The organism is Bordetella sp., assembly GCF_057362025.1.
Map to the genome: position 1 here is coordinate 21,402 of NZ_JBMQQZ010000091.1, position 21,064 is coordinate 42,465.

At 63.5% G+C, this 21,064-nt stretch carries 18 protein-coding genes; 12 read left to right on the top strand and 6 right to left on the bottom strand.

The window, feature by feature from the left end:
* Positions 1–14: 14 nt before the first annotated feature.
* Positions 15–2,717 carry an aminopeptidase N gene (gene pepN / locus ACO1P8_RS19875; protein WP_486297605.1) on the bottom strand — a complete coding sequence of 901 codons (2,703 nt, stop codon included), beginning with the start codon at positions 2,715–2,717 and terminating at the stop codon, positions 15–17.
* A 154-nt stretch (positions 2,718–2,871) separates the two neighbouring features.
* On the opposite strand from pepN, the gene ACO1P8_RS19880 reads away from it, so the two are divergent.
* The gene (locus ACO1P8_RS19880) at positions 2,872–3,522 is read left to right on the top strand and encodes a DUF4136 domain-containing protein (RefSeq protein ID WP_486297606.1); all 651 of its coding nucleotides are present in this window, start codon (positions 2,872–2,874) and stop codon (positions 3,520–3,522) included.
* 129 nt (positions 3,523–3,651) lie between these two features.
* Here the strand turns inward: ACO1P8_RS19880 and ACO1P8_RS19885 are convergent, their stop codons facing one another.
* Positions 3,652–4,020, bottom strand: coding sequence for an H-NS histone family protein (locus tag ACO1P8_RS19885; RefSeq protein WP_486297607.1), 369 nt, complete (start codon positions 4,018–4,020; stop codon positions 3,652–3,654).
* A 117-nt stretch (positions 4,021–4,137) separates the two neighbouring features.
* On the opposite strand from ACO1P8_RS19885, the gene ACO1P8_RS19890 reads away from it, so the two are divergent.
* The 7 genes from ACO1P8_RS19890 (at position 4,138) to glcF (ending at position 13,339) form a co-directional block, all read left to right on the top strand.
* The gene (locus ACO1P8_RS19890) at positions 4,138–4,965 is read left to right on the top strand and encodes a carbon-nitrogen hydrolase family protein (protein WP_486297608.1); all 828 of its coding nucleotides are present in this window, start codon (positions 4,138–4,140) and stop codon (positions 4,963–4,965) included.
* Between the two features lie 19 nt (positions 4,966–4,984).
* Entirely contained in the window at positions 4,985–6,445 is a 1,461-nt protein-coding gene (gene tldD / locus ACO1P8_RS19895) for a metalloprotease TldD (RefSeq protein WP_486297609.1), read from the top strand.
* A 389-nt stretch (positions 6,446–6,834) separates the two neighbouring features.
* Positions 6,835–7,905, top strand: a complete 1,071-nt coding sequence (gene aroG / locus ACO1P8_RS19900; protein ID WP_486297610.1) for a 3-deoxy-7-phosphoheptulonate synthase AroG — start codon at positions 6,835–6,837, stop codon at positions 7,903–7,905.
* A 79-nt stretch (positions 7,906–7,984) separates the two neighbouring features.
* On the top strand, positions 7,985–9,394 hold the full coding sequence (locus ACO1P8_RS19905) for an FAD-binding oxidoreductase (RefSeq protein WP_486297611.1): 1,410 nt from the start codon (positions 7,985–7,987) through the stop codon (positions 9,392–9,394).
* Positions 9,395–9,470: 76 nt separating this feature from the next.
* The gene (locus tag ACO1P8_RS19910) at positions 9,471–10,973 is read left to right on the top strand and encodes an FAD-linked oxidase C-terminal domain-containing protein (RefSeq protein WP_486297612.1); all 1,503 of its coding nucleotides are present in this window, start codon (positions 9,471–9,473) and stop codon (positions 10,971–10,973) included.
* A 16-nt stretch (positions 10,974–10,989) separates the two neighbouring features.
* The gene (gene glcE / locus ACO1P8_RS19915; RefSeq protein WP_486297613.1) at positions 10,990–12,099 is read left to right on the top strand and encodes a glycolate oxidase subunit GlcE; all 1,110 of its coding nucleotides are present in this window, start codon (positions 10,990–10,992) and stop codon (positions 12,097–12,099) included.
* 7 nt (positions 12,100–12,106) lie between these two features.
* On the top strand, positions 12,107–13,339 hold the full coding sequence (gene glcF, locus ACO1P8_RS19920) for a glycolate oxidase subunit GlcF (RefSeq protein WP_486297614.1): 1,233 nt from the start codon (positions 12,107–12,109) through the stop codon (positions 13,337–13,339).
* Here the strand turns inward: glcF and ACO1P8_RS19925 are convergent.
* The 3 genes from ACO1P8_RS19925 to ACO1P8_RS19935 are packed head-to-tail and all read right to left on the bottom strand — an operon-like array spanning position 13,336 to position 16,208.
* The gene (locus tag ACO1P8_RS19925; RefSeq protein ID WP_486297615.1) at positions 13,336–14,775 is read right to left on the bottom strand and encodes an NAD(P)(+) transhydrogenase (Re/Si-specific) subunit beta; all 1,440 of its coding nucleotides are present in this window, start codon (positions 14,773–14,775) and stop codon (positions 13,336–13,338) included. The two genes, glcF and ACO1P8_RS19925, sit on opposite strands and share 4 nt — an antisense overlap.
* Positions 14,772–15,089: an NAD(P) transhydrogenase subunit alpha part 2 gene (locus ACO1P8_RS19930; protein WP_094842742.1), complete on the bottom strand. Its 318-nt coding sequence runs from the start codon at positions 15,087–15,089 to the stop codon at positions 14,772–14,774. The genes ACO1P8_RS19925 and ACO1P8_RS19930 overlap by 4 nt, the downstream gene beginning before the upstream one ends.
* Positions 15,090–16,208 (bottom strand): Re/Si-specific NAD(P)(+) transhydrogenase subunit alpha, encoded by a 1,119-nt coding sequence (locus tag ACO1P8_RS19935; protein ID WP_486297616.1) that lies wholly within the window; start codon positions 16,206–16,208, stop codon positions 15,090–15,092.
* Between the two features lie 188 nt (positions 16,209–16,396).
* Here ACO1P8_RS19935 and mnmA point away from each other — a divergent pair, with 188 nt between their 5' ends.
* Both mnmA and ACO1P8_RS19945 read left to right on the top strand, forming a co-directional pair.
* The gene (gene mnmA, locus ACO1P8_RS19940; protein ID WP_486297617.1) at positions 16,397–17,518 is read left to right on the top strand and encodes a tRNA 2-thiouridine(34) synthase MnmA; all 1,122 of its coding nucleotides are present in this window, start codon (positions 16,397–16,399) and stop codon (positions 17,516–17,518) included.
* Between the two features lie 21 nt (positions 17,519–17,539).
* Positions 17,540–18,355, top strand: coding sequence for a sulfite exporter TauE/SafE family protein (locus ACO1P8_RS19945; RefSeq protein ID WP_486297618.1), 816 nt, complete (start codon positions 17,540–17,542; stop codon positions 18,353–18,355).
* Between the two features lie 15 nt (positions 18,356–18,370).
* Here ACO1P8_RS19945 and ACO1P8_RS19950 read toward each other — a convergent pair whose 3' ends face one another.
* Complete coding sequence (locus ACO1P8_RS19950) at positions 18,371–18,985, bottom strand: glutathione S-transferase (RefSeq protein WP_094842738.1); 615 nt, start codon at positions 18,983–18,985, stop codon at positions 18,371–18,373.
* 170 nt (positions 18,986–19,155) lie between these two features.
* Here ACO1P8_RS19950 and purB point away from each other — a divergent pair, with 170 nt between their 5' ends.
* Positions 19,156–20,532, top strand: coding sequence for an adenylosuccinate lyase (purB, locus tag ACO1P8_RS19955; protein ID WP_486297619.1), 1,377 nt, complete (start codon positions 19,156–19,158; stop codon positions 20,530–20,532).
* Between the two features lie 254 nt (positions 20,533–20,786).
* Positions 20,787–21,017: a hypothetical protein gene (locus tag ACO1P8_RS19960; RefSeq protein WP_486297620.1), complete on the top strand. Its 231-nt coding sequence runs from the start codon at positions 20,787–20,789 to the stop codon at positions 21,015–21,017.
* Positions 21,018–21,064: the final 47 nt, after the last annotated feature.

A 21,064-nucleotide genomic window follows, 5' to 3' on the forward strand; every position in this document is an offset into this window, starting at 1 on the left:
TAGAGCAGATAATTTCAGGCAGCCAGTTCGAGTGCCTTGGATACGATTTCCATGACATTGCGGGACAAGCCCGCGTGGCCGCGCACGCGCTCCAGCGATGCCCGCATGGGGCCGCGCAGTGCCGGAACGAAGCGGGACCAGTTATCCATTGCGCGTGCCAGACGCGCAGCGATTTCGGGGTTCAGGGCATCCAGTGCCAGAACCTGTTCTTCCCAGAAGACGTAGCCGGAGCCATCGGCGGCGTGCAAGCCGCGTGCGTTATTCAGGCAGAACTGGAACACCAGGGCGCGCGCACGATTCGGATTGCGCAGGGTGAAGGCGGGATGCGCCATCAAGCCCCGTACTGTCTCTACCGTGGTGGCGCGCGCCGTCGCCTGCAATGCGAACCACTTGTCGATGACCAGCGGGTCATGCTGCCATTGTTCGTAGAATTGGCTCAAGGTCCGCGTGGCGACATCCTCGTCCCCATGGTTGACCAGTGCCGTCAAGGCTCCCAGGCGGTCCGTCATGTTGCCGGCCCGTTCGTATTGGTCCAGCGCCGATTTCGCCGCATCGGCGTCACCCCCCGCCATCAGGTGGCTTAATGCCATGTTCTTCAAGGCGCGCTTGCCCGCGGGTTCCGGCGCGGGAGTATAGGGCCCGGGCGTCTGGCAGGCCGCCACGGCTTGGCGCCATGACCCTGCCAACTGTTTGCCCAGTTCCGCCCGCAGGAAATCGCGCGCGAACGCCAGCGACGGCGGATCTATCGCGGCCATGCGTTCAGCGAGGGTTTTCTCCGACGGCAGCGAGAGCGCGCGTGCCCGATAAGCGGCATCCAGGCGGGGGTCTTCCAGCAAGGCACGCCAGGCGGCGATAAAGCCTGCACTGACTTTCATTTCGGCGCCGGCCTGACGTGCCGCCGTCAGGCCGAGTATTTCGCGGGTTGCCAGCTCCTGTCCTGCTTCCCAGCGCGCGAAGGGGTCGGTATCGTGCGCGGACAGCAACGCCAGCTCGGCGTCGCTCCATGGGTATTCCACAATGACGGGCGCGGAGAAACCGCGCAGCAGGGAAGGAATGGGTTTGCTGGGGATATCGTCGAAAACCCATTGCTGACGCTCCTCGGTGAACTCCAGCAGCGCTGTCGCGGCTTCCTTGCCGTCCTGCCGTAGCAGGATGGGTGCGCCGTCGCGGTCCAGGAGACCCAGCGCGAAGGGAATATGGAAAGGCTGCTTGCCAGCCGGGCTGGGATGGGTTTTTTCGACCCCCACCGGCGCGCAACGCTGCGCCAGTGTGACGGTGCAGCGGCGTGCCGCCGCGTCGTAGTTCAATTCCACCGCCACTCTCGGCGTTCCTGCCTGGCTGTACCAGCGCCGGAATACCTGCAGATCGCGGCCTGGATGCTGACGCGCGTAAACGGATTCCATCGCGGCCACGAAGTCGTCGCAGGTGACGGCCTGCCCGTCGTGGCGCCGGAAATATTCGTCCATGCCGGCCCGGAAACCCGCTTCGCCGAGCAGCGTATGTTGCATACGGATAACTTCGGCGCCCTTTTCGTAAACCGTCGCAGTATAGAAGTTGCCGATTTCCTGGTAGCTTTCCGGACGGATGGGATGAGCCATTGGGCCGGCGTCTTCCGGAAACTGGGCGGCCCGCAGGGTAACGACGTCGTCAATGCGTTTGACGGCCCGCGCGCTGGCCGCTGCTTGCGCATCCATGTCCCGGGCCATCATGTCGGCACTGAATTCCTGGTCGCGGAATACGGTCAGTCCTTCCTTCAGGCTCAATTGGAACCAATCGCGGCAAGTGACGCGGTTGCCGGTCCAGTTATGAAAGTATTCGTGCCCGATGACCGCCTCGATGGCTTCATAGTTGGCATCGGTGGCGGTATCGGGATCGGCCAGGACATAGGCGGCGTTGAAAATATTCAAGCCTTTGTTTTCCATGGCGCCCATATTGAAGTCGCGTACGGCAACCACCATGAAGCGGTCCAGATCCAGCTCCAGTCCGAACCGACTTTCATCCCAGCGTAGCGAGCGGACCAAGGATTCAAGTGCCCATTCCGTCCTGGATTCGGCCCCAGGATCGCTGTAAATCTGCAGCAGGACTTCCCGGCCGGATGCGGTATTCACCCGGGTTTCGCGATGCGTGAGGCGTCCGGCCACGAGGGCAAACAGATAGCACGGTTTCGGGAACGGATCTTCCCAAACGGCCTGCGCACGGCCGTCTGGCAGGGTCCGGTGCTCCAGCAAGTTCCCATTGCTGAGCAAGACGGGATAATCGGGCGCCGCGCGCAGCGTGACGCGATAACGCGACATGACGTCCGGCCTGTCTGCGAACCAGGTAATGCGGCGAAATCCTTCGGCCTCGCATTGCGTGAAAAAGTTTCCCCCGGACACGTAGAGGCCCATCAGCGTGGAATTGGCGGCCGGCCGGCAACGGCTGACGATCTCTATCGACGCGCTCGCCCCCAGGTTGGGCAACGTCAACGCATGTTCGTCGACGGTATATTCGGCGGCTTCCAATGGGCGGCCGTCTACCGACACGGAGACGAGCTCCAGATCGCTGCCGTCGAGCTTCAGCGGCGCCGTATCGCCCGGCGTGCGTCGCCGAACCGTCAGGCGGGAGGTCACCGTCGTCGCTTCGGGGGCCAGGTCGAAGGCCAGCGCAACCTCCGGTATATCGAAAGGGTAGGGCTGGTAGTCCTGGCGGTAGACGGTGACGGAAGTTTCTGTACGCATGGCCTTGCCTGTCGTGGTGAGCACGGAGCTTATTGTAGGGCGCCCCTCGGCGCGGTCCGCAAAACTTTGCTTCCGGTTTCCTGTCCAACGGGCACGGGCTGCCATTATCATGCTTGCGTGAGCAGCGACGCCTCGTCGTTTTGCAGGAGTCTTTATGTATAGCGTCACCATGTCACGTTCCTGGCGCTGCGCGCAGGCTTTGGTCCTCGCGCTGATGGCCGGCTTGCTCGTCGGCTGCGCCACCGCGCCCAGCGTATCGGCGCGCGTGACTTCCTTCCAGGAATGGCCCGCCGGTGCGACCGGGCAGCGGTATCGCTTCGTGCCCGCGGATCCCAGCCAGAATAACAATCTGGAATATCAGAATTTTCAGGATATGGTGCGCAGCGGGATAGGCGCGACCGGCCTGGTGGAAGCTCAGGCCGGCCAGCCGGCCCGCTTCGATGTGGCGTTCCGTTATGGCGTGACCCAGACGCAGGTGAACGTGCGGCGGCCCTATGATCCCTATTTCTACGGGGGGTATGGTCCGGGCTTTTATGGCGGACGGTATTGGGGCGGCCCGTGGGGTCCTGGCTTCTGGGGCCCGGACTGGGTCGATGTGCCGACAGTTGCTTACCGCAATGCGCTGACCGTGGAAATACGCGATACCAGTCAGGGTGGCAAGGAGGTTTACCGGGCTACCGCATATAGCGTGTCCGATAACGACAGGCTTTTGAAAGTCATGCCGTACCTGGTTCGCGCCATTTTCGATAATTTTCCCGCGAACAATGGTTCGGAGCGGGAAGTCCGCTATACCATGGACAGGTAGCGGGCCGGAGGGCCGTGGCCAGATGCGGCCGGCACTTCCGGTACTCTGAAGCTTCAAAAAGATCAGGCCCCGCGAAATCGCACGGGGCCTGCCTTGGGATCGGAATCGAGGTGGTGTTGACCGCCCCGATTATTGAATGAGAAAAGTCTCGCGGGATGCGCCTGCGGCCTCGGCGGCGGTAAGCCAGCGAGGTGCCTTGCCCCGGCCAGTCCAGGTTTCGCCGGTGTCGGGGTGGCGGTATTTCGGTGCCACGGCACGCTTGGCGGATGCCGCGGCGGTCGCCCCAGCGATCTTGCGGCCCGGGCCCCGGCGCGCGGCGGGCTTGCCGAACGCGGCGACGATCTCTTCAGGAGTGATATTGTATTCACGCATGGACCGGGTGATGGAGGCCACCACCGGCTTGCGGCGCTTCATTTGCAGCGCTTCCGCTTTTTTACGGAGCTTATCGATCTCCTTTTCGATCCTGGCTTGCTGCGCGGAGTAGGTCTCTCTTGGCATGATATATCGATCCTTATTATGGAATTGATTTTCCGACCTGATTATAGTTATTTTGTCGACAATAGCACAAAACGAGTTGGGAATTATCCCTGGAATTCTTGAATCTATTTGTTTCCGATGAACGCTCCTTCCATCGCTTCCTCTCCCCCCGCCCGCGTGGCGGCTATCCAGATGGTCAGTACGCCCATAGTCAGGGAAAATCTGGATGTTGCGTCCCAGTTAATCGCAAAAGCGGCCGAATCCGGGGCGCGATTGGTAGCCTTGCCGGAATATTTCTGCTTCATGGGACAAAAAGATCACGACAAGCTTGCCATTAGGGAAACAGAGGGCGACGGCCCCATTCAGGCGTTTCTGGCGGATCAGGCGTGCCGCCACGGCCTATATGTCGTGGGAGGTACTTTACCGCTTGCCAGCCCGGACGCAAGCCGGGTGTTCAACACCTCCCTGGTATATGGTCCGGATGGCAACCGTTTGGTGCGGTACGACAAAATCCACTTGTTCAACTTCAAGCGCGGCACGGAATCCTACGACGAGTCGATCGCCATTCGCCCGGGGAACGAAGTGCGTACCATCGATACCCCATTCGCGCGCGTGGGCCTCTCGGTATGCTACGACCTCCGGTTCCCGGAGTTATATCGGGCGCTGGGACAGGTGGACCTGATTCTGGTTCCGGCGGCATTCACCTACACGACCGGCAAGGCTCATTGGGAAATGCTGCTGCGCGCGCGAGCCGTCGAGAACCAATGCTATGTGCTGGCACCGGCGCAGGGCGGCTCACATCCCAATGGCCGCCGTACCTGGGGGCATTCCATGTTGATCGATCCATGGGGGGATATCATCGACGTGCTGCCGGAGGGGGCGGGCGTCGTAGCGGGTAACATAGACCCCGCGCGGCTGTCCGAAGTGCGAACCGCCTTGCCCGCACTGCACCACCGCGTCATGTGAATTCCACCGAGTTGCCGATATGAAACTAATAGATCCCGACATTCAAGCCCTGGCCACGGCCAAATCCCTGCTGCTCGATCCCTGGGGATTGAGCGAGGCGGACATGGCGCGCGCGCTGGGCGAGATATTCACGCACAAGGTGGATTACGCCGATCTTTATTTCCAGTACACGCGTAGCGAGGGTTGGAGCCTGGAAGAGGGCATCGTCAAGACCGGCAGCTTCTCGATCGGCCAGGGCGTCGGCGTGCGGGCGATCAGCGGCGAGAAAACCGCATTTGCGTACTCGGATACCCTTTCGCCCGATGCGCTGCTGTCTTCGGCCCGCGCGGTGCGCGGCATCGCCCGTCAAGGCGCCGGCAAGGCAAAAGTGCGTGCGCAGGGCGGCCCGGACCAGGTACGCGGCCTGTACCCCGCCATCGACCCACTGCTCACGCTGAGCGCGCCGGACAAAGTCGGCCTGCTCGAACGTATCGAGCGCATGGCCCGCGCACGAGACCCGCACGTTATCCAGGTCATGGCCGGCCTGGGCGCGGAATACGACGTCATCCTGGTCGCGGGCAGCGACGGGCGGCTGGCCGCCGACGTGCGCCCCCTGGTGCGGCTGTCGCTGACAGTGATCGTCGAGCGCCACGGCAGGCGGGAAATGGGGCATGCGGGAGGCGGCGGTCGTTCCGGGCTCGCTTATTTCACCGACGAGATCCTGCGTGGTTATGTCGAGCATGCCGTACACGAAGCGCTGGTGAATCTCGATGCAAGGCCGGCGCCCGCCGGGGAGATGACGGTCGTGCTCGGCTCCGGTTGGCCGGGCATCCTGCTGCACGAGGCTGTGGGACACGGGCTGGAAGGCGACTTCAATCGCAAGGGCTCCAGCGTTTTCGCCGGTCGTATCGGCGAACGCGTGGCGTCCAAGGGGGTTACCGTCATCGATGACGGCACCTTGCCGGATCGTCGCGGCTCCTTGAATGTGGACGACGAAGGCAACGCGACCCAGCGCAATGTTCTTATCGAGGACGGCATATTGCGCGGCTATATGCAGGACACGATGAACGCGCGTCTGATGAAAACGGCCGCTACCGGCAATGGGCGGCGCGAATCGTTCGCGCATCTGCCCATGCCGCGCATGACGAATACCTATATGTTGGGGGGCGACACGCCTCCCGAGGAAATCCTCGCGTCGGTCAAGCGCGGCCTCTACGCCGTGAATTTCGGCGGCGGGCAGGTGGATATCACCAGCGGCAAATTCGTATTTTCCGCGTCCGAAGCCTATATGATCGAAAACGGCAAGGTCACATACCCCGTGAAAGGCGCCACGCTGATCGGCAATGGCCCGGACGCGATGACCCGCGTAAGCCTCATCGGCAACGATATGCGGCTCGACTCCGGCGTCGGGACGTGCGGCAAGGAAGGGCAAAGCGTGCCTGTCGGCGTCGGGATGCCGACTTTGCGCATGGACGGACTGACGGTGGGCGGCACGGCCTGAAGGCCGGTCCCGTCGGATATAACGCGGTTGCCTCGTAGTGGCCCGAAACGTCCCACCATGACCCCTGGTCATTTTTGTGCTAGGATTTCGCGAGATGTAATTCGGCGTGATGTCGCACTGGGTGCCCCAGTCGGCAATACGACCGGGCAATACGTCTGGCCGGGTGCTCTCTGGCATCCGGTAGATCAGAGTCCAATATGACGCGCGCAAGCAACCGCGGCCAGGCCGCCCGATTTTATTTTTATTTTTATGGCTTTCCGATGCCGCTGGCGGAGGAAGGGTTGCGCGCCAACTGAAGTCCGCGAAATCCCCCCAAAAAAGCCGCCAGCGATCTGGCGGCTTTTTTGTGTCCGTCAGCCTGGCAAACGTACCCAGGAAGGAGCACCACCGTGTCACACAATACCGATGACTTGCGTATCCGAGAGATCAAGGAACTGACGCCTCCGGCGCACGTCATGCGCGAGTTTCCCTGCAGTCAATCGGTGTCGGACACCGTTTATTCGGCGCGCCAGGCCCTGCATCGGATATTGCATGGCATGGACGACCGGCTCGCGGTAGTGATAGGGCCGTGCTCCATCCACGACACGAAGGCCGCGCTGGAATACGCCCGCAAGCTCAAACCGGTACGCGACCGCCTGAAGGCGGACCTGGAAATCGTCATGCGGGTCTACTTCGAGAAGCCGCGCACGACGGTGGGTTGGAAAGGGTTGATCAACGATCCGGATCTTGACGGCAGCTTCAATATCAACAAAGGCATACGCGTCGGGCGCGAACTGCTGCTTGAAATCAATACCCTGGGCTTGCCGGCCGGATGTGAATTCCTCGACATGATCACGCCGCAATATATCGCCGACCTGGTGTCCTGGGGCGCGATCGGTGCGCGCACCACCGAAAGCCAGGTCCATCGCGAACTTGCTTCCGGCCTGTCGTGTCCGGTGGGCTTCAAAAATGGTACCGACGGGAACGTGAAAATCGCCGTCGACGCGATCAAGGCCGCATCGCAGCCGCATCACTTCCTGTCGGTGACAAAGGGCGGCCATTCCGCCATCGTTTCGACGGCGGGTAATGAGGACTGCCATGTGATCCTGCGGGGCGGCAAGGCGCCCAACTACGACGCCGCCAGCGTGGAAGCTGCCAGCCAGGACCTGGCCAAGGCGGGACTCGCGCAGCGGCTGATGATCGACACCAGCCATGCCAATAGCAGCAAGAACCCGCAGAACCAACCCTTGGTCGCCCAGGATATAGGCCGCCAGATCGCGGCGGGCGACGCCCGAATCGTCGGCTTGATGGTGGAAAGCCATCTGCTGGGCGGACGGCAGGACCTGGTTCCGGGCAAACCGCTGACCTATGGGCAGAGCATCACTGACGGTTGTATCGATTGGGATGCATCCGTCGAAGTGCTGGAAGGGCTGGCGGATGCCGTCAGGGAACGCCGGCGCGGGGCCGCGAGCGGAAAATAATGGGGCCACAACGTCCTTGGGCGACAGCGCGGAGGGCCGGCGTAGAATGCCTGGATGATTCCGGCTCGGATAAAACAACATGAATGACCTGACCGATCCTTCGCAGCTGCGCCGTCCGCTGCCCGCGTCCTGCCTGGAAGCCCTGCGCTTGGTGGTCGGCGATAGGCTATCCACCGCGCGGGCCGTGCGCGAGCATCATGGCCATGACGAGTCTCCCTACCCGGATGTGCTGCCGGACGCGGTGATTTTCGCCGAGAGCACCGACGAGGTTGCCGCGGTCGCGCGAATATGCAATGACCATCGCGTTCCCCTGGTCGCTTATGGCGCCGGCTCTTCGCTGGAAGGCCATCTGCTTCCCATCCAGGGCGGCATCACGCTCGACCTCTCGGGCATGAATGCGGTCCTGGAGGTCCATGCGCAAGACTTTACCGCCACCGTACAGGCCGGCGTGACGCGCAAGCAGCTTAACGAGCACTTGCGCGACACGGGCTTATTTTTCCCGGTCGATCCCGGCGCCGATGCCAGCCTGGGCGGCATGGCGGCCACGCGCGCATCCGGCACCAATGCGGTGCGCTATGGGACCATGCGGGAAAACGTCGTTTCCTTGACGGTCGTCACCGCCGACGGCCGTGTGCTGCGCACCGCGCGCCGCGCGCCGAAATCGTCGGCCGGCTATGACCTGACGCGTATTTTCGTGGGCAGCGAAGGTACGCTGGGCATCATCACGGAAGTTACCGTCAAGCTGTATCCTCAGCCGGAAGCAGTGTCCGCTGCCGTGTGCAATTTCCCCACGCTGAGCGACGCCGTCGACAGCGTCATCGAAATCATGCAGGCGGGCATACCGGTCGCGCGTGTCGAATTCATGGACGAAGATGCGGTGCGCTCCGTGAACCGGTTCAGCAAACTGGATCTGCGCGAAACGCCACTGCTGCTTTTTGAATTTCACGGCAGCGCGGTGGGCGTCCAGGAGCAGTCCGCATCCGTGCAGGCGATCGTCCACGAACATGGCGGCATGGATTTCGAATGGGCGCATCGCCCCGAGGACCGCAGCCGGTTGTGGGCTGCGCGCCACAATGCTTATTTCGCCGGCTTGCAATTGCGGCCTGGCTGCCGGGCCAGCACCACGGATGTCTGCGTGCCTATATCGGCCCTGGCCGATTGTGTGCGGGATACCGCTCGCGACCTGGCCGATGCGCCATTTCCAACCACCATTGTGGGGCATGTCGGCGATGGCAACTTCCATGTGTTGATGTTGCTGGATCCGGACAGCCCGCGGGAGTGGGAGGCATCGGAGCGCATCAATCACGCGCTGGTCCGGCGCGCCATTGCGGCCGACGGCACGTGCACGGGCGAACATGGGGTCGGACTGCACAAAATGGACTTTCTTCTCGAGGAACACGGGCAGGCGGCGCTGGATTTAATGCGTAGTCTCAAGCACGCCTTCGACCCGAACAACATTCTCAATCCCGGAAAAATCATCAGCTGGTAGTCTGCCGCGCAGGCACTCGCCGCGTTGGGGTAAATCCCTGACTGTGCGATTTGCCTGCCCGCGCTATCTTTGAACCATGAATACTCTGGTAGAGACCGATCTTACGGATGCGCAGGTAGCGCCGCCGGCGGTGCCCGAATTGGTCGCGGCGCTTCAGGCGGTACTGCCGTCCCATTGCGTGTTGTACCGAGAGGAAGACACCCGGCCCTACGAATGCGACGGGCTGTCCTTGTACCGCGCCTTGCCCGCGGTGGTTTGCCTGCCCGAAACCGAAGCGCAGGTGCAACAGGTGATGCGCGTATGCAAGCGGCTTAGCGCGCCGATCGTGCCGCGCGGCGCCGGGACCGGCTTGTCCGGCGGCGCGATGCCGCACAGCCAGGGCGTGCTGCTGGGGCTGTCGAAACTGAATCGCATCAAGCGCATCGACGCGGACAACGCGCTGGCCGTGGTGGAACCCGGGGTGCGCAATCTGGCGATCTCGGAGGCCGCTGCCGCGTATGGACTGTATTACGCGCCCGATCCCTCCAGCCAGATTGCCTGTTCCATCGGTGGCAACGTGGCTGAAAATTCAGGCGGCGTGCGCTGCATGAAGTACGGCCTGACAGTGCATAACATCCTGCGCGTCCGGGTGGTGACGATCGACGGTGATATCGTCGAGCTCGGCAGCGAAGCCCCCGATTCACCCGGCCTGGATCTGCTCGCGGTATTCATCGGGTCCGAGGGCATGCTGGGGATCGTGACCGAGATCTCGGTCAAGCTGATGCCCAAGCCGGTTTGCGCACAGGTGGTGCTGGCCAGTTTCCCCAGCGTGGAAGCCGCGGGTAATGCCGTCACGCACATCATCGGCGCAGGCATTATTCCGGCTGGCCTGGAAATGATGGACAGGCAGGCGGTGCACATGGTCGAGCCTTTCGTGCAAGCCGGCTACGACATGGACGCGCAAGCCATTCTGCTATGCGAATCCGACGGTACGTCCGAGGAAGTCGCGCATGAAGTCGCTCGCATGGAGGCTGTCTTGCAGGACGCCGGAGCGACCCGTCTGCAGGTGTCCACGTCCGAGCCGGAGCGCCTGCGTTTCTGGGCCGGGCGCAAGAATGCCTTCCCCGCGGCGGGGCGCGTGTCTCCCGATTATTACTGCATGGATGGCACGATTCCGCGGCGCCATCTGGCGCGCGTGCTCGGTGCCATCGAGCAGATGGAAGACGAGTTCGGCCTGCGTTGCGCGAATGTGTTCCATGCAGGTGACGGCAATCTGCATCCGCTCATTCTTTTCGATTCCAACAAGCCGGACGAGACAGAGCGCGCCGATAAATTCGGCGTGGCGATACTCGAGCTGTGCGTACAGGTGGGAGGCACCGTGACGGGAGAGCACGGTGTGGGTATGGAGAAAATTAATCAGATGTGCGTACAGTTCTCGCGCGAGGAGCTCGATACATTCCTCGCCGTGAAGCGGGCTTTCGATCCACAGTGCCTGCTCAATCCGCAGAAGGTCATTCCAACCCTGGCGCGCTGTGCCGAGTACGGCAAGATGCACGTGCACGGCGGCGAGCTCCGATTCCCGGATCTATCCCGTTTCTGATATAGGGTTGGTTGTCATGGATTTTGTCCTGTCGGAATTGTGCGACCAGGTCATGACTGCGCGCGCCGCGCACAAGCCTTTGTTCATCCGCGGCGGGGGCAGCAAGGCCTTCTACGGCAACCATCGACCGCTGCGGCTGGAGGACGGCCACTGCCTGCTCGATGTAACGCCGTACCGGGGTATCGTCAACTACCAGCCTTCCGAACTTGTAGTGACGGCTCGCGCCGGCACGCCGTTGCGCGAGCTGGAAGCCGAGCTGGCCGGACATGGCCAGATGCTGGCATTCGAGCCGCCGCACTATGAGGCGTCCGCCACAGTGGGCGGCTGCGTGGCATCGGGCCTCGCGGGACCGCGCCGAATGGCCGCCGGTAGCGTGCGGGATTTCGTGCTGGGCGCGCGCCTGTTGGACGCCCATGGTCGTGCATTGAATTTCGGCGGAGAGGTCATGAAAAACGTGGCCGGCTACGACGTATCGCGCCTGTTGGCCGGTTCGCTGGGCATCTTCGGCGTCTTGCTGGAGGTCTCGTTGAAAGTCCTGCCGCGGCCGGCCGATGAAGCGACGCTCAGCCTGCAGGGCACCGAACGCGAGGCGCTTGCTGCATTCGCCACATGGCGTCGGCTGCCGATGCCGGTTTCGGCAGCGTGCTGGGTGTCTGACGCGCAGGGCGATGGCGGCACGATATGGGTGCGCCTGTCCGGCGCGCCGCCCGCCATCGACGCGGCACGCGTGCGTATCGGCGGCGACGCGGTGGATCCCGAACGGGCCGACGCCTTCTGGCTGTCGCTGCGCGAGCAAACGCATGAATTCTTCGATCGCACGCGGCCATTGTGGCGCATCGCGGTGCCGCCGGCGACGGCGCCGATGGGCCTGGGCGCAACGCTTATCGAATGGGGCGGCGGCCAGCGTTGGCTCAGCGGCCGGTACGAGGCCGCATCCGTGCGCGCCGCCGCGCAGGGCAGGGGTGGGCACGCAACCCTGTTCCGCGCCGCACGGCGCGAGGACGTCCCCGAAGATGGTGTTTTCCACCCTTTGGCGCCAGGCGTCGCCACGCTCACACGCCGGCTGAAGCAGGAACTCGATCCTTCCGGGCTGTTCAATCCCGGCAGGTTGGCATTGGAGCTATAGGGTCATCATGCAAACCCAAATCGCATCATGGGCGCGCAACACGGATTACGGCCGCGAAGCGGACGCCATCCTGCGCCGCTGCGTCCACTGTGGCTTTTGCACGGCGACGTGTCCGACGTATCAGGTGCTGGGCGATGAGCTCGATGGCCCGCGCGGCCGCATCTATCTGATCAAGCAGATCCTCGAAGGCGCCGAGCCCACGCGCTCCACGCAGGCGCATCTGGACCGTTGCCTGACCTGCCGCAATTGCGAGACGACGTGTCCGTCCGGCGTCGAATATGGACATCTCATCGACATCGGCCGAGGATTGGTGGAAAGCCGTGTCAGCCGACCCTGGGGCCAGCGCCTGAAGCGCGCGCTGCTGCGCAAGGGCCTGACGTCGCGCTGGTTCGCGCCCGCGATGCGACTGGGCCAGGCGCTGCGGCCGCTGCTACCGGCCGCGGTGCGTGCCAAGGTGCCGCAGCCGCGCCCCACGGGCAGGCTTCCGGACGGGCGCGCGCATGCGCGTCAGGTGATTATGCTGTCGGGCTGTGTGCAACCGTCCATGATGCCTACCATCGACGCCGCGACGATACGGGTCCTCGACGCCCTGGGCATAGGCACGACGGTGGTGGCGGGAAGCGGATGCTGCGGCGCCATCAATCTGCATCTGGATGATGTACCGGCTTCCCTGGCGCAGATGCGCGCCAACGTCGATGCATGGTGGCCGCTGGTGGAAAGCGGCAAGGTGGAAGCCATCGTGATGAACGCCTCCGGCTGCGGCGCCATCGTCAAGGAATACGCTTATCACCTGCGTGGCGAGGCCGGCTACGCGGACCGCGCGGCGCGCATCGTATCGATGGTCCGGGATGTATCGGAGATCGTCGCGCCGCACGCCGGCCAGCTTCGCGAGCGCTTGCCTGCGCCGGTACGCGCGGCGTTCCACCCGCCATGCACGCTGCAGCATTGGCAGGGGCTGCGGCCCCTGGCCGACACCTTGCTGGCCGACCTGGGTTTCGAGTTGCAGCCTTTCGCCGACCGGCATCTGTGCTGCGGTTCGGCCGGCGCCTACTCTGTCATGAACCCCGATATGGCAGGCACCCTGCGCGACCGCAAGCTGGCAGCGATTGCACCGACGGCGCCGGATGTGATCCTGTCGGCGAATATCGGCTGCATTACGCACCTGCAGAGCGGCACGTCCACGCCGGTGCGGCACTGGATAGAGGCGCTGGACGAGCGCCTCCATCCACAGGGGCGCTAGTCCACGGCCTTGACCATATCCTCGATGACTTTCTTCGCGTCCCCGAAGACCATCATCGTGCGGTCCATGTAGAACAATTCGTTGTCCAGGCCGGCATAGCCGGCCGCCATCGACCGCTTGTTTACGATCACGGTGCGGGCCTTGTAGGCTTCCAGGATCGGCATGCCGGCGATCGGCGATTGCGGGTCGTTCTTGGCGGCGGGATTCACCACGTCGTTCGCGCCGAGCACCAGGACCACATCGGTCTGACCGAATTCGCCATTGATGTCGTCCATCTCGAAGACCTGGTCGTAGGGCACTTCGGCCTCCGCCAGCAGGACGTTCATGTGGCCCGGCATGCGGCCGGCCACCGGGTGGATGGCATACCGTACCGATACCCCTTTTGCCGTCAGTTTGGTCGCCAGCTCCTTCAGTGCATGCTGTGCCCGCGCGACGGCGAGTCCATAACCCGGAACGATGATCACCGTTTCGGCATTGGTCATGAGGAAGGCCACGTCGTCGGGGCTGCCCGACTTCACGTTGCGCTGCTCTGCCGTCGCGCCCGCGCCGGCGCTGCCGCCGCCATTGCCGAAGCCGCCCAGCAAGACATTGAAGAACGAGCGGTTCATCGCCTTGCACATGATGTACGACAGGATGGCACCGGAAGACCCGACCAGCGATCCCGCGATGATCAGCATCGGATTGTTCAGCGAAAAACCGATGCCGGCCGCGGCCCACCCCGAATAGCTGTTCAACATGGAGACCACGACCGGCATGTCGGCGCCGCCGATGGGAATGATGATCAGCACGCCCAGCACGAAGGCGATCACGGCCATGGCGATGAACGGCGTCCAGCCTTCCGTCAGCACGAAGGCCACGCCGCATCCCAGCATGATCAGCGCCAGCAGGAGATTGAAGATATGCTGGCCCGGAAACACCACCGGAGCGCCCTGGAACAGGCGGAACCGGTACTTGCCGGAAAGCTTGCCGAATGCGATGACGGAACCGGAAAAGGTGATGGCGCCGACGAAGGTGCCGATGAAGATCTCCACCCGGTTGCCCATCGGCAGCGCGGTACCCATCGGGGCGATGCCGAAGGCATGCGGTTCGGCCACCACGGCGACGGCGATCGCCACCGCGGCCAGGCCTATCATGCTGTGCATGAAGGCGACCAGTTCTGGCATTTTGGTCATCTCGACGCGCCTGGCCATGATGGTTCCGGCGGTACCGCCGATCAGCAGACCCAGCAATACCCACCCCAATCCCAGCCCGGCGATACCCGGCCCAGCCAGGGCCACGATCAGCGCGCCCGTGGTGAGGACGGCGATCGCCATGCCTGCCATGCCGAAGGCATTGCCGACGCGCGACGTGGTCGGATGCGAGAGTCCCTTCAGGGCCTGGATGAAGCAGATCGATGCCAGCAAGTAGAGCAGGGTGACGACGTTCAGCGAAATCATCGTGCGTCCTCCTTGGCGGGCTTGCGTTCTTTTTTCTTGAACATCTCGAGCATCCGCCGGGTAACCAGGAAGCCGCCGAAGACGTTCACCGCCGCCAGCGCCACGGCCAGCACGCCCATGCCGCGTGCCAGGCCACCCTCGGTGAGCGCCGCGGCCAGCATCGCGCCAACGATGATGATGGCGCTGATGGCGTTGGTCACCGCCATCAGCGGCGTGTGCAGTGCCGGCGTGACGTTCCATACGACGTGGTAACCGACGTAGATCGCCAGGACGAAAATGATCAGGTTGATCAGGGTAGGGCTGAGGGCTTCCATTCAGGACCTCCGAACCGCGTTGCCGGATTCGCAGACCAGGCAGGCTGCGACGATTTCATCCTCGCGCTGGATGGCCAGCGCGCCGTCCTTGTCCACGATAAGCTTCAGGAAGTCCGCCAGGTTGCGCGCGTAGAGCGCCGAAGCGTCCGTGGGTACGAGGGCCGGCAGGTTTGTCAGGCCGACCAGCGTCACGCCATGCTTTTCCACCACCTGTCCCTTCTCGGACAAGGGGCAGTTGCCGCCGCGCTCCACGGCCAGGTCCACCACCACCGACCCCGGCTTCATCGCTTGCACCGTCTCGGCCGAGACCAGCGTGGGAGCAGGGCGGCCCGGTATCAGCGCCGTGGTGATGATGATGTCGGCCTGCTTGCAACGTTCCGAGACCAGTTCCGCCTGGCGCGCCATCCACGCGGGTGGCATGGGCCGGGCATAGCCGCCTATGCCCTGCGCGATTTCGCGTTCTTCGTCTGTTTCGAAGGGTACGTCGATGAACTTCGCCCCCAGCGACTCGACCTGTTCTTTCGCAGCCGGCCGTACATCGGATGCCTCTACCACGGCGCCCAGCCTGCGGGCGGTTGCGATCGCCTGCAGGCCGGCCACGCCCGCGCCCAATACGACCGCGCGTGCGGCTTTCAGGGTGCCCGCGGCCGTCATCATCATGGGGAACAGCCGCCCATAGTAGTGAGCCGCCAGCAGCACCGCCTTGTAACCCGCCAGGTTCGCCTGGGACGAGAGCACGTCCAGGCTTTGCGCACGCGTGATGCGCGGCGCGGCTTCCAGCGCAAAGCCGGTGACTCCGGTCGCCGCCAGCCGCGCGATGCCTTCGGTATCGAACGGATCCAGCATGCCGGCCAGGACGGCGCCGCGCCTGAGCGCCGCCAGGCCGGCCGTACCGGGCATCCGCACGCTCAGCACCAGATCCGCGCCCAGCGAATCCGTCGCCGAGCCGAGCATGGCGCCCGCTGCTTCGTAGGCTTCATCCGTGTAGCGCGCGGCGCTGCCGGCGCCGCGTTCCACGATGACGGTATTCCCGCCCGCCACGTATTTCTTGACGGTCTCCGGTGTTGCCGCTACTCGCGTTTCCCCCTCCAGGGTCTCTCGCGGTATACCGATACGCATACGTTCTCCTTGTCGGATGTCCGGCCGGTGACACTTATACACGAGTTGTCGCGCCGTGGCTTCGGTAAAAGCACCGGGTAAAATACCCGTCCGGCTCTTCCGGGACGGGCGGCAGCCCGCCCGCGGCCCTTATCCGGCGGCGCAGGGATCCTCGTTGCCCTTGCGCGCCGCTTATCTTTCGGCTTTCCATGTCTTCCATTGCTCCCATCAAAGGCCGTGTCGTCGTCGGCATGTCCGGCGGCGTCGACTCATCCGTTACCGCGTGGCTGCTCAAACAGCAGGGCTACGAAGTCATCGGCCTGTTCATGAAAAACTGGGAGGACGATGACGATTCCGAATATTGTTCGACCCGGCAGGATTGGCTGGATGCCGCCAGCGTCGCCGATCTGGTCGGCGTGGACATCGAGGCCGTGAACTTCGCGGCCGAGTACAAGGATCGCGTTTTCGCCGAGTTCTTGCGCGAATACTCGGCCGGCCGCACGCCCAATCCGGATGTACTGTGCAATGCCGAAATCAAGTTCAAGGCTTTCCTTGACCATGCCATGTCCCTGGGCGCGGATCTCATCGCGACCGGCCACTACGCCCGCGTGCGCGCGGTCTCTGCCGCTGGCGGCACCCGCTACGAACTGCTGAAGGCGCTGGACGCGACCAAGGACCAGAGCTACTTCCTGCACCGCCTGAACCAGCAGCAGTTGTCGCGCACCATGTTTCCGCTGGGGGAAATCCCCAAGACCCAGGTGCGCCGTATCGCTCACGATATCGGCCTGCACAATGCTGCGAAGAAGGACTCCACCGGCATCTGCTTTATCGGCGAACGGCCTTTCCGCGAGTTCCTGAACCGCTATCTGCCTACCGCGCCCGGCCCCATCCTGACTTCGGAAGGGCAGCGTGTCGGCACTCATACCGGGCTTTCGTTCTATACCCTGGGGCAGCGTAAGGGTATCGGGATCGGCGGCATCAAGGGCAGGCAGCGCGACGACGGCACCGCCGAAGCCTGGTACGCCGCCCGCAAGGATCTGCCGGCCAACACGCTGTATGTCGTGCAGGGCCACGATCATCCCTGGCTCCTGTCAGACTCTCTCGGCGCCCAGGATGCCAGTTGGATCGCCGGGCATCCTCCCGCCCCCGGCTCTTATGCGGCCAAAACACGCTATCGGCAGTCCGATGCCGGCTGTGTCATGCGCGATGGCGGCGGAGATACCTTCACGCTGGACTTCGATCAGCCGCAGTGGGCGGTGACGCCGGGCCAGTCGGCCGTGCTCTACGACGGCGAGATTTGCCTGGGGGGAGGTATCATCGCGTCCCAATGACCATAACAAAGGGAGTGGGGCGTGGATATTCCTATCTTGATCTGCCTGTTGCTGCTGGGTGCGGGCGCGGGTTTCGCGGCGGGTTTGCTTGGCATCGGCGGCGGCATGGTGCTGGTGCCTTTCCTGACCATGATTTTCTCCTGGCAAGGCATGAACGACGATCTCATCGTCCATGCCGCGATCGCCACGTCGATGACTTCCATCCTGTTCACGTCGCTATCCAGCGTACGTGCCCACCACGCCGCCGGCGCGGTGCTCTGGCGGATTGCCTTGGCGATGGCGCCGGGTCTGATCGTCGGGGGGCTGCTGGCGGGCGGGGCGGTGTTCGCCGCGCTGCACACGGGCTGGCTGTCCGCATTCTTCGCCGCCTTCGTGCTGTACTCCGGCTATTCGATGTTGCGCAATACCAAACCCAAGCCTTCGCGCCAAATGCCCGGCGTGATCGGCACAACGGCCGCCGGCACCGGCATCGGCTTCATATCCGGCCTGGTGGGCGCGGGCGGCGGGTTTCTATCCGTGCCTTTCATGATCTGGTGCAATGTTCCGCTGCGCAACGCGGTCGCGACATCCGCCGCGCTGGGCTTCCCCATCGCGCTGGCGAACAGCACCGGCTATGTGATTTCCGGCCTGCGGGAAGCGGGAAGTACGCCTGGGATGCTGGGCTATATCTACTGGCCGGCGCTGCTGGCGCTGGTGTGCACCAGCGTACTGACCGCGCCGATGGGCGCCCGCGCCGCGCACAAGCTGCCGGTCGCGACAGTCAAGCGTATTTTCGCCTACCTGCTCTTCGCGCTGGCGATCTTCATGGCCTACAAGGCCTGGCGTGCTTTTTCCTGAGACGGCGCGCCCCGTTCAGGCATTTGCCGGCGGGGCGGTATCGATAAAGGACTGGCGCGTCGACAGCTTTTCGAACAGGCGCGCCAGATTCGGGTGCCCCGCGCGCCAATCCAGGTCCGGGAAGCGCAGGACGAGGTAGCCGAGCGCGCAACCCACCGCCACGTCCGCCAGGCTGTGATTGATGCCCATGCAATGGGCATGTTCGCCCAGGCTCTTGTTCATCGCGTCCAGGCTGGCGTGGATCTTGCCGTATTGGCGGGCGATCCATTCATCGTTGCGTAGTTCGGCGGGGCGTTGCCTTTCCTTGACGATCCCCACCGCGGCATCCAGGACGCCATCGGCGATGGCTTCCCAGCACTTGACGGCAGCGCGCTCGCGGCCGGATTGGGGGATCAGCCTGGCAACCGGGGAGAGCGTATCGAGATACTCGACGATAACGCGCGAATCGAACAGCGCGCCGCCGTCTTCCATGACCAGGCAGGGCACCTTGCCCAGGGGGTTGTATTGCTGGATCCGGGTATCCGGAGACCACACGTTTTCGAGTTCAAAGCGGTAATCCAGCTTTTTTTCCGCCATGACGATCCGTACCTTACGTACGTACGGGCTAGTAAGGGAGCCTATCAGTTTCATGGATGCACGGTCATAGTCGGAAAGCGGGCGGCAGTATAGCAGGATGATGCCACGCCGGACGGCGGTTGGCGCAGCCGATGGCGCGCGCCGGCGGACGAAGAGCGGCGGATGATAAAATCCTGGCGTTTTTTCGCGGTTTTCAATACTCGTTTCGGTCTATTTCCCTGCTCATGCATATCGCCCCCGCCCTCAGTCCGCTCAACGCGCTTTCTCCTCTTGATGGGCGATATGCCTCCCGTGGCGAGGCCCTGCGCGGGCTGTTGTCCGAAGCCGGCTTCATGGCGCATCGCGTCGAAGTGGAAGTCGCCTGGCTTTCCGCCCTGGCCGACGCGGGGCTGCCCGAGCTGCCGCGCTTCTCCGACGATGCGCGGGCGCGCCTGAAGGCGATCGTCGAAGACTTCAGCGAAGCGGATGCCGCCCGCATCAAAGAGATCGAGCGCGTCACGAACCACGACGTCAAGGCCGTGGAGTACTGGCTGAAGGAAAAAGTGGGCGATCACGTCGAACTCTCCCGCGCGGCGGAATTCATACATTTCGCCTGCACCTCGGAAGATATCAACAACACCTCGCATGCGCTTATGTTGTCGCGCGCCTGCAACGGTGTGCTGATCCCGACGCTGCAGAAGCTGCACGGCAAACTTGCCGCGATGGCGGCCGCCCACTCCGACCAGCCCATGCTGTCGCGCACCCATGGGCAGCCAGCCAGTCCCACCACCCTGGGCAAGGAATTCGCGAATGTGGCGGCACGCCTGGGCCGTGCCCTGGATGCGATCCGCGCTGTGCAGCCCCTGGCCAAGCTCAACGGCGCCACGGGCAACTACAACGCGCACCTTTCCGCCTATCCGGAGCTGGACTGGCCCGCCTTCAGCGAGCGGGTGCTGCGTGGACTGGGACTGACCCAAAACCGCCATACCATCCAAATCGAACCGCACGACTGGATGGCGGCCCTGTTCGATGCCGTGGCGCGTGCCAACATCATCATCCTGGACCTGGACCGGGACGTCTGGGGCTATGTGTCTCTGGGATATTTCAAACAGCGACTGAAAGAAGGCGAGGTCGGTTCCTCCACCATGCCGCATAAGGTCAACCCGATCGATTTCGAGAATTCGGAGGGCAACGTCGGCCTGGCCAATGCCATGTTGCGTCATCTTGCCGATAAGTTGCCGATATCTCGCTGGCAACGAGACTTGACCGATTCCACCGTCCTGCGCAATCTGGGTGTGGCGTTCGGCTATTGCATGGTTGCCTGGGATGCCTGCCTGCGCGGCCTGGACAAGCTCGAAGTGAACACGGCCGCCATCGACGCCGACATCGACGCCTGCTGGGAAGTCCTGGCAGAGCCGGTCCAGACGGTCATGCGGCGCTATGGACTGCCGCAACCCTACGAGCAGCTCAAGGCGCTGACGCGCGGCAAGGGGATCACCGAAATCGCGCTGCGCGAATTCATCCAGGGACTGGGCCTGCCCGAGGATGCCAAGACGCGTCTTCTGCAAATGACGCCGCGATCCTATATCGGTCTGGCAGCGCAATTGGCGCGATCGTTGTAATAAAGTCATCCCGCGGCACGAAGGCCGGCAGGCAACTGCCGGCCTTTTTTATTCGGGTAGGTGTCCGATCCAGTCGTAGCATTTGCTAATGCCTTTGTGTCCGGGGGATTCCAGGCTGGTACCCCCGCAGTTGCGTCCCTTTATTGGCTGGCAGGCCAGGCGCGTGGGGGATCCTCCTGGGCGGGAAGGGGGGCGTCCCGGTCCGGGCACGGCGCTTGCGACAGCAGGTGCAACAGTCCGCGAGGCGATACGCAATGGAAGTTTTCGCAAAGACCTTCAACGCATGGGGCGCCACCTTGACCGTCGACCCCGATGGCCGTGGCCGTTATAGCTGGAAGATCCTGGTCGAGGATCGCCGGCACGGCGAGCCGCGCATCCAGTGCATCGTCTCTCCGGTGGGCTTTCCTTCCGTCAGCGAAACCATCCTGGATGGCCGCGCAGCCCTGGAAGAGCTGGAACCGGAGCCTTATCCCGCCCGGGGGTAAACCCTTGTCGCGATGCGCGCACCGGAAAGGCCGATTTCGATTTTCGT

What these genes read in the sequence shown, in the direction of transcription:
- pepN (WP_486297605.1), bottom strand. Translation starts at nt 2,717, where the DNA reads ATGCGTACAGAAACTTCCGTCACCGTCTACCGCCAGGACTACCAGCCC.
- glcF (WP_486297614.1), top strand. Translation starts at nt 12,107, where the DNA reads ATGCAAACCCAAATCGCATCATGGGCGCGCAACACGGATTACGGCCGC.
- ACO1P8_RS19925 (WP_486297615.1), bottom strand. Translation starts at nt 14,775, where the DNA reads ATGATTTCGCTGAACGTCGTCACCCTGCTCTACTTGCTGGCATCGATC.
- glcE (WP_486297613.1), top strand. Translation starts at nt 10,990, where the DNA reads ATGGATTTTGTCCTGTCGGAATTGTGCGACCAGGTCATGACTGCGCGC.
- ACO1P8_RS19950 (WP_094842738.1), bottom strand. Translation starts at nt 18,985, where the DNA reads ATGAAACTGATAGGCTCCCTTACTAGCCCGTACGTACGTAAGGTACGG.
- ACO1P8_RS19885 (WP_486297607.1), bottom strand. Translation starts at nt 4,020, where the DNA reads ATGCCAAGAGAGACCTACTCCGCGCAGCAAGCCAGGATCGAAAAGGAG.
- purB (WP_486297619.1), top strand. Translation starts at nt 19,156, where the DNA reads ATGCATATCGCCCCCGCCCTCAGTCCGCTCAACGCGCTTTCTCCTCTT.
- mnmA (WP_486297617.1), top strand. Translation starts at nt 16,397, where the DNA reads ATGTCTTCCATTGCTCCCATCAAAGGCCGTGTCGTCGTCGGCATGTCC.
- tldD (WP_486297609.1), top strand. Translation starts at nt 4,985, where the DNA reads ATGAAACTAATAGATCCCGACATTCAAGCCCTGGCCACGGCCAAATCC.
- ACO1P8_RS19910 (WP_486297612.1), top strand. Translation starts at nt 9,471, where the DNA reads ATGAATACTCTGGTAGAGACCGATCTTACGGATGCGCAGGTAGCGCCG.
- ACO1P8_RS19930 (WP_094842742.1), bottom strand. Translation starts at nt 15,089, where the DNA reads ATGGAAGCCCTCAGCCCTACCCTGATCAACCTGATCATTTTCGTCCTG.
- ACO1P8_RS19905 (WP_486297611.1), top strand. Translation starts at nt 7,985, where the DNA reads ATGAATGACCTGACCGATCCTTCGCAGCTGCGCCGTCCGCTGCCCGCG.
- ACO1P8_RS19935 (WP_486297616.1), bottom strand. Translation starts at nt 16,208, where the DNA reads ATGCGTATCGGTATACCGCGAGAGACCCTGGAGGGGGAAACGCGAGTA.
- ACO1P8_RS19880 (WP_486297606.1), top strand. Translation starts at nt 2,872, where the DNA reads ATGTATAGCGTCACCATGTCACGTTCCTGGCGCTGCGCGCAGGCTTTG.
- ACO1P8_RS19960 (WP_486297620.1), top strand. Translation starts at nt 20,787, where the DNA reads ATGGAAGTTTTCGCAAAGACCTTCAACGCATGGGGCGCCACCTTGACC.
- ACO1P8_RS19890 (WP_486297608.1), top strand. Translation starts at nt 4,138, where the DNA reads ATGAACGCTCCTTCCATCGCTTCCTCTCCCCCCGCCCGCGTGGCGGCT.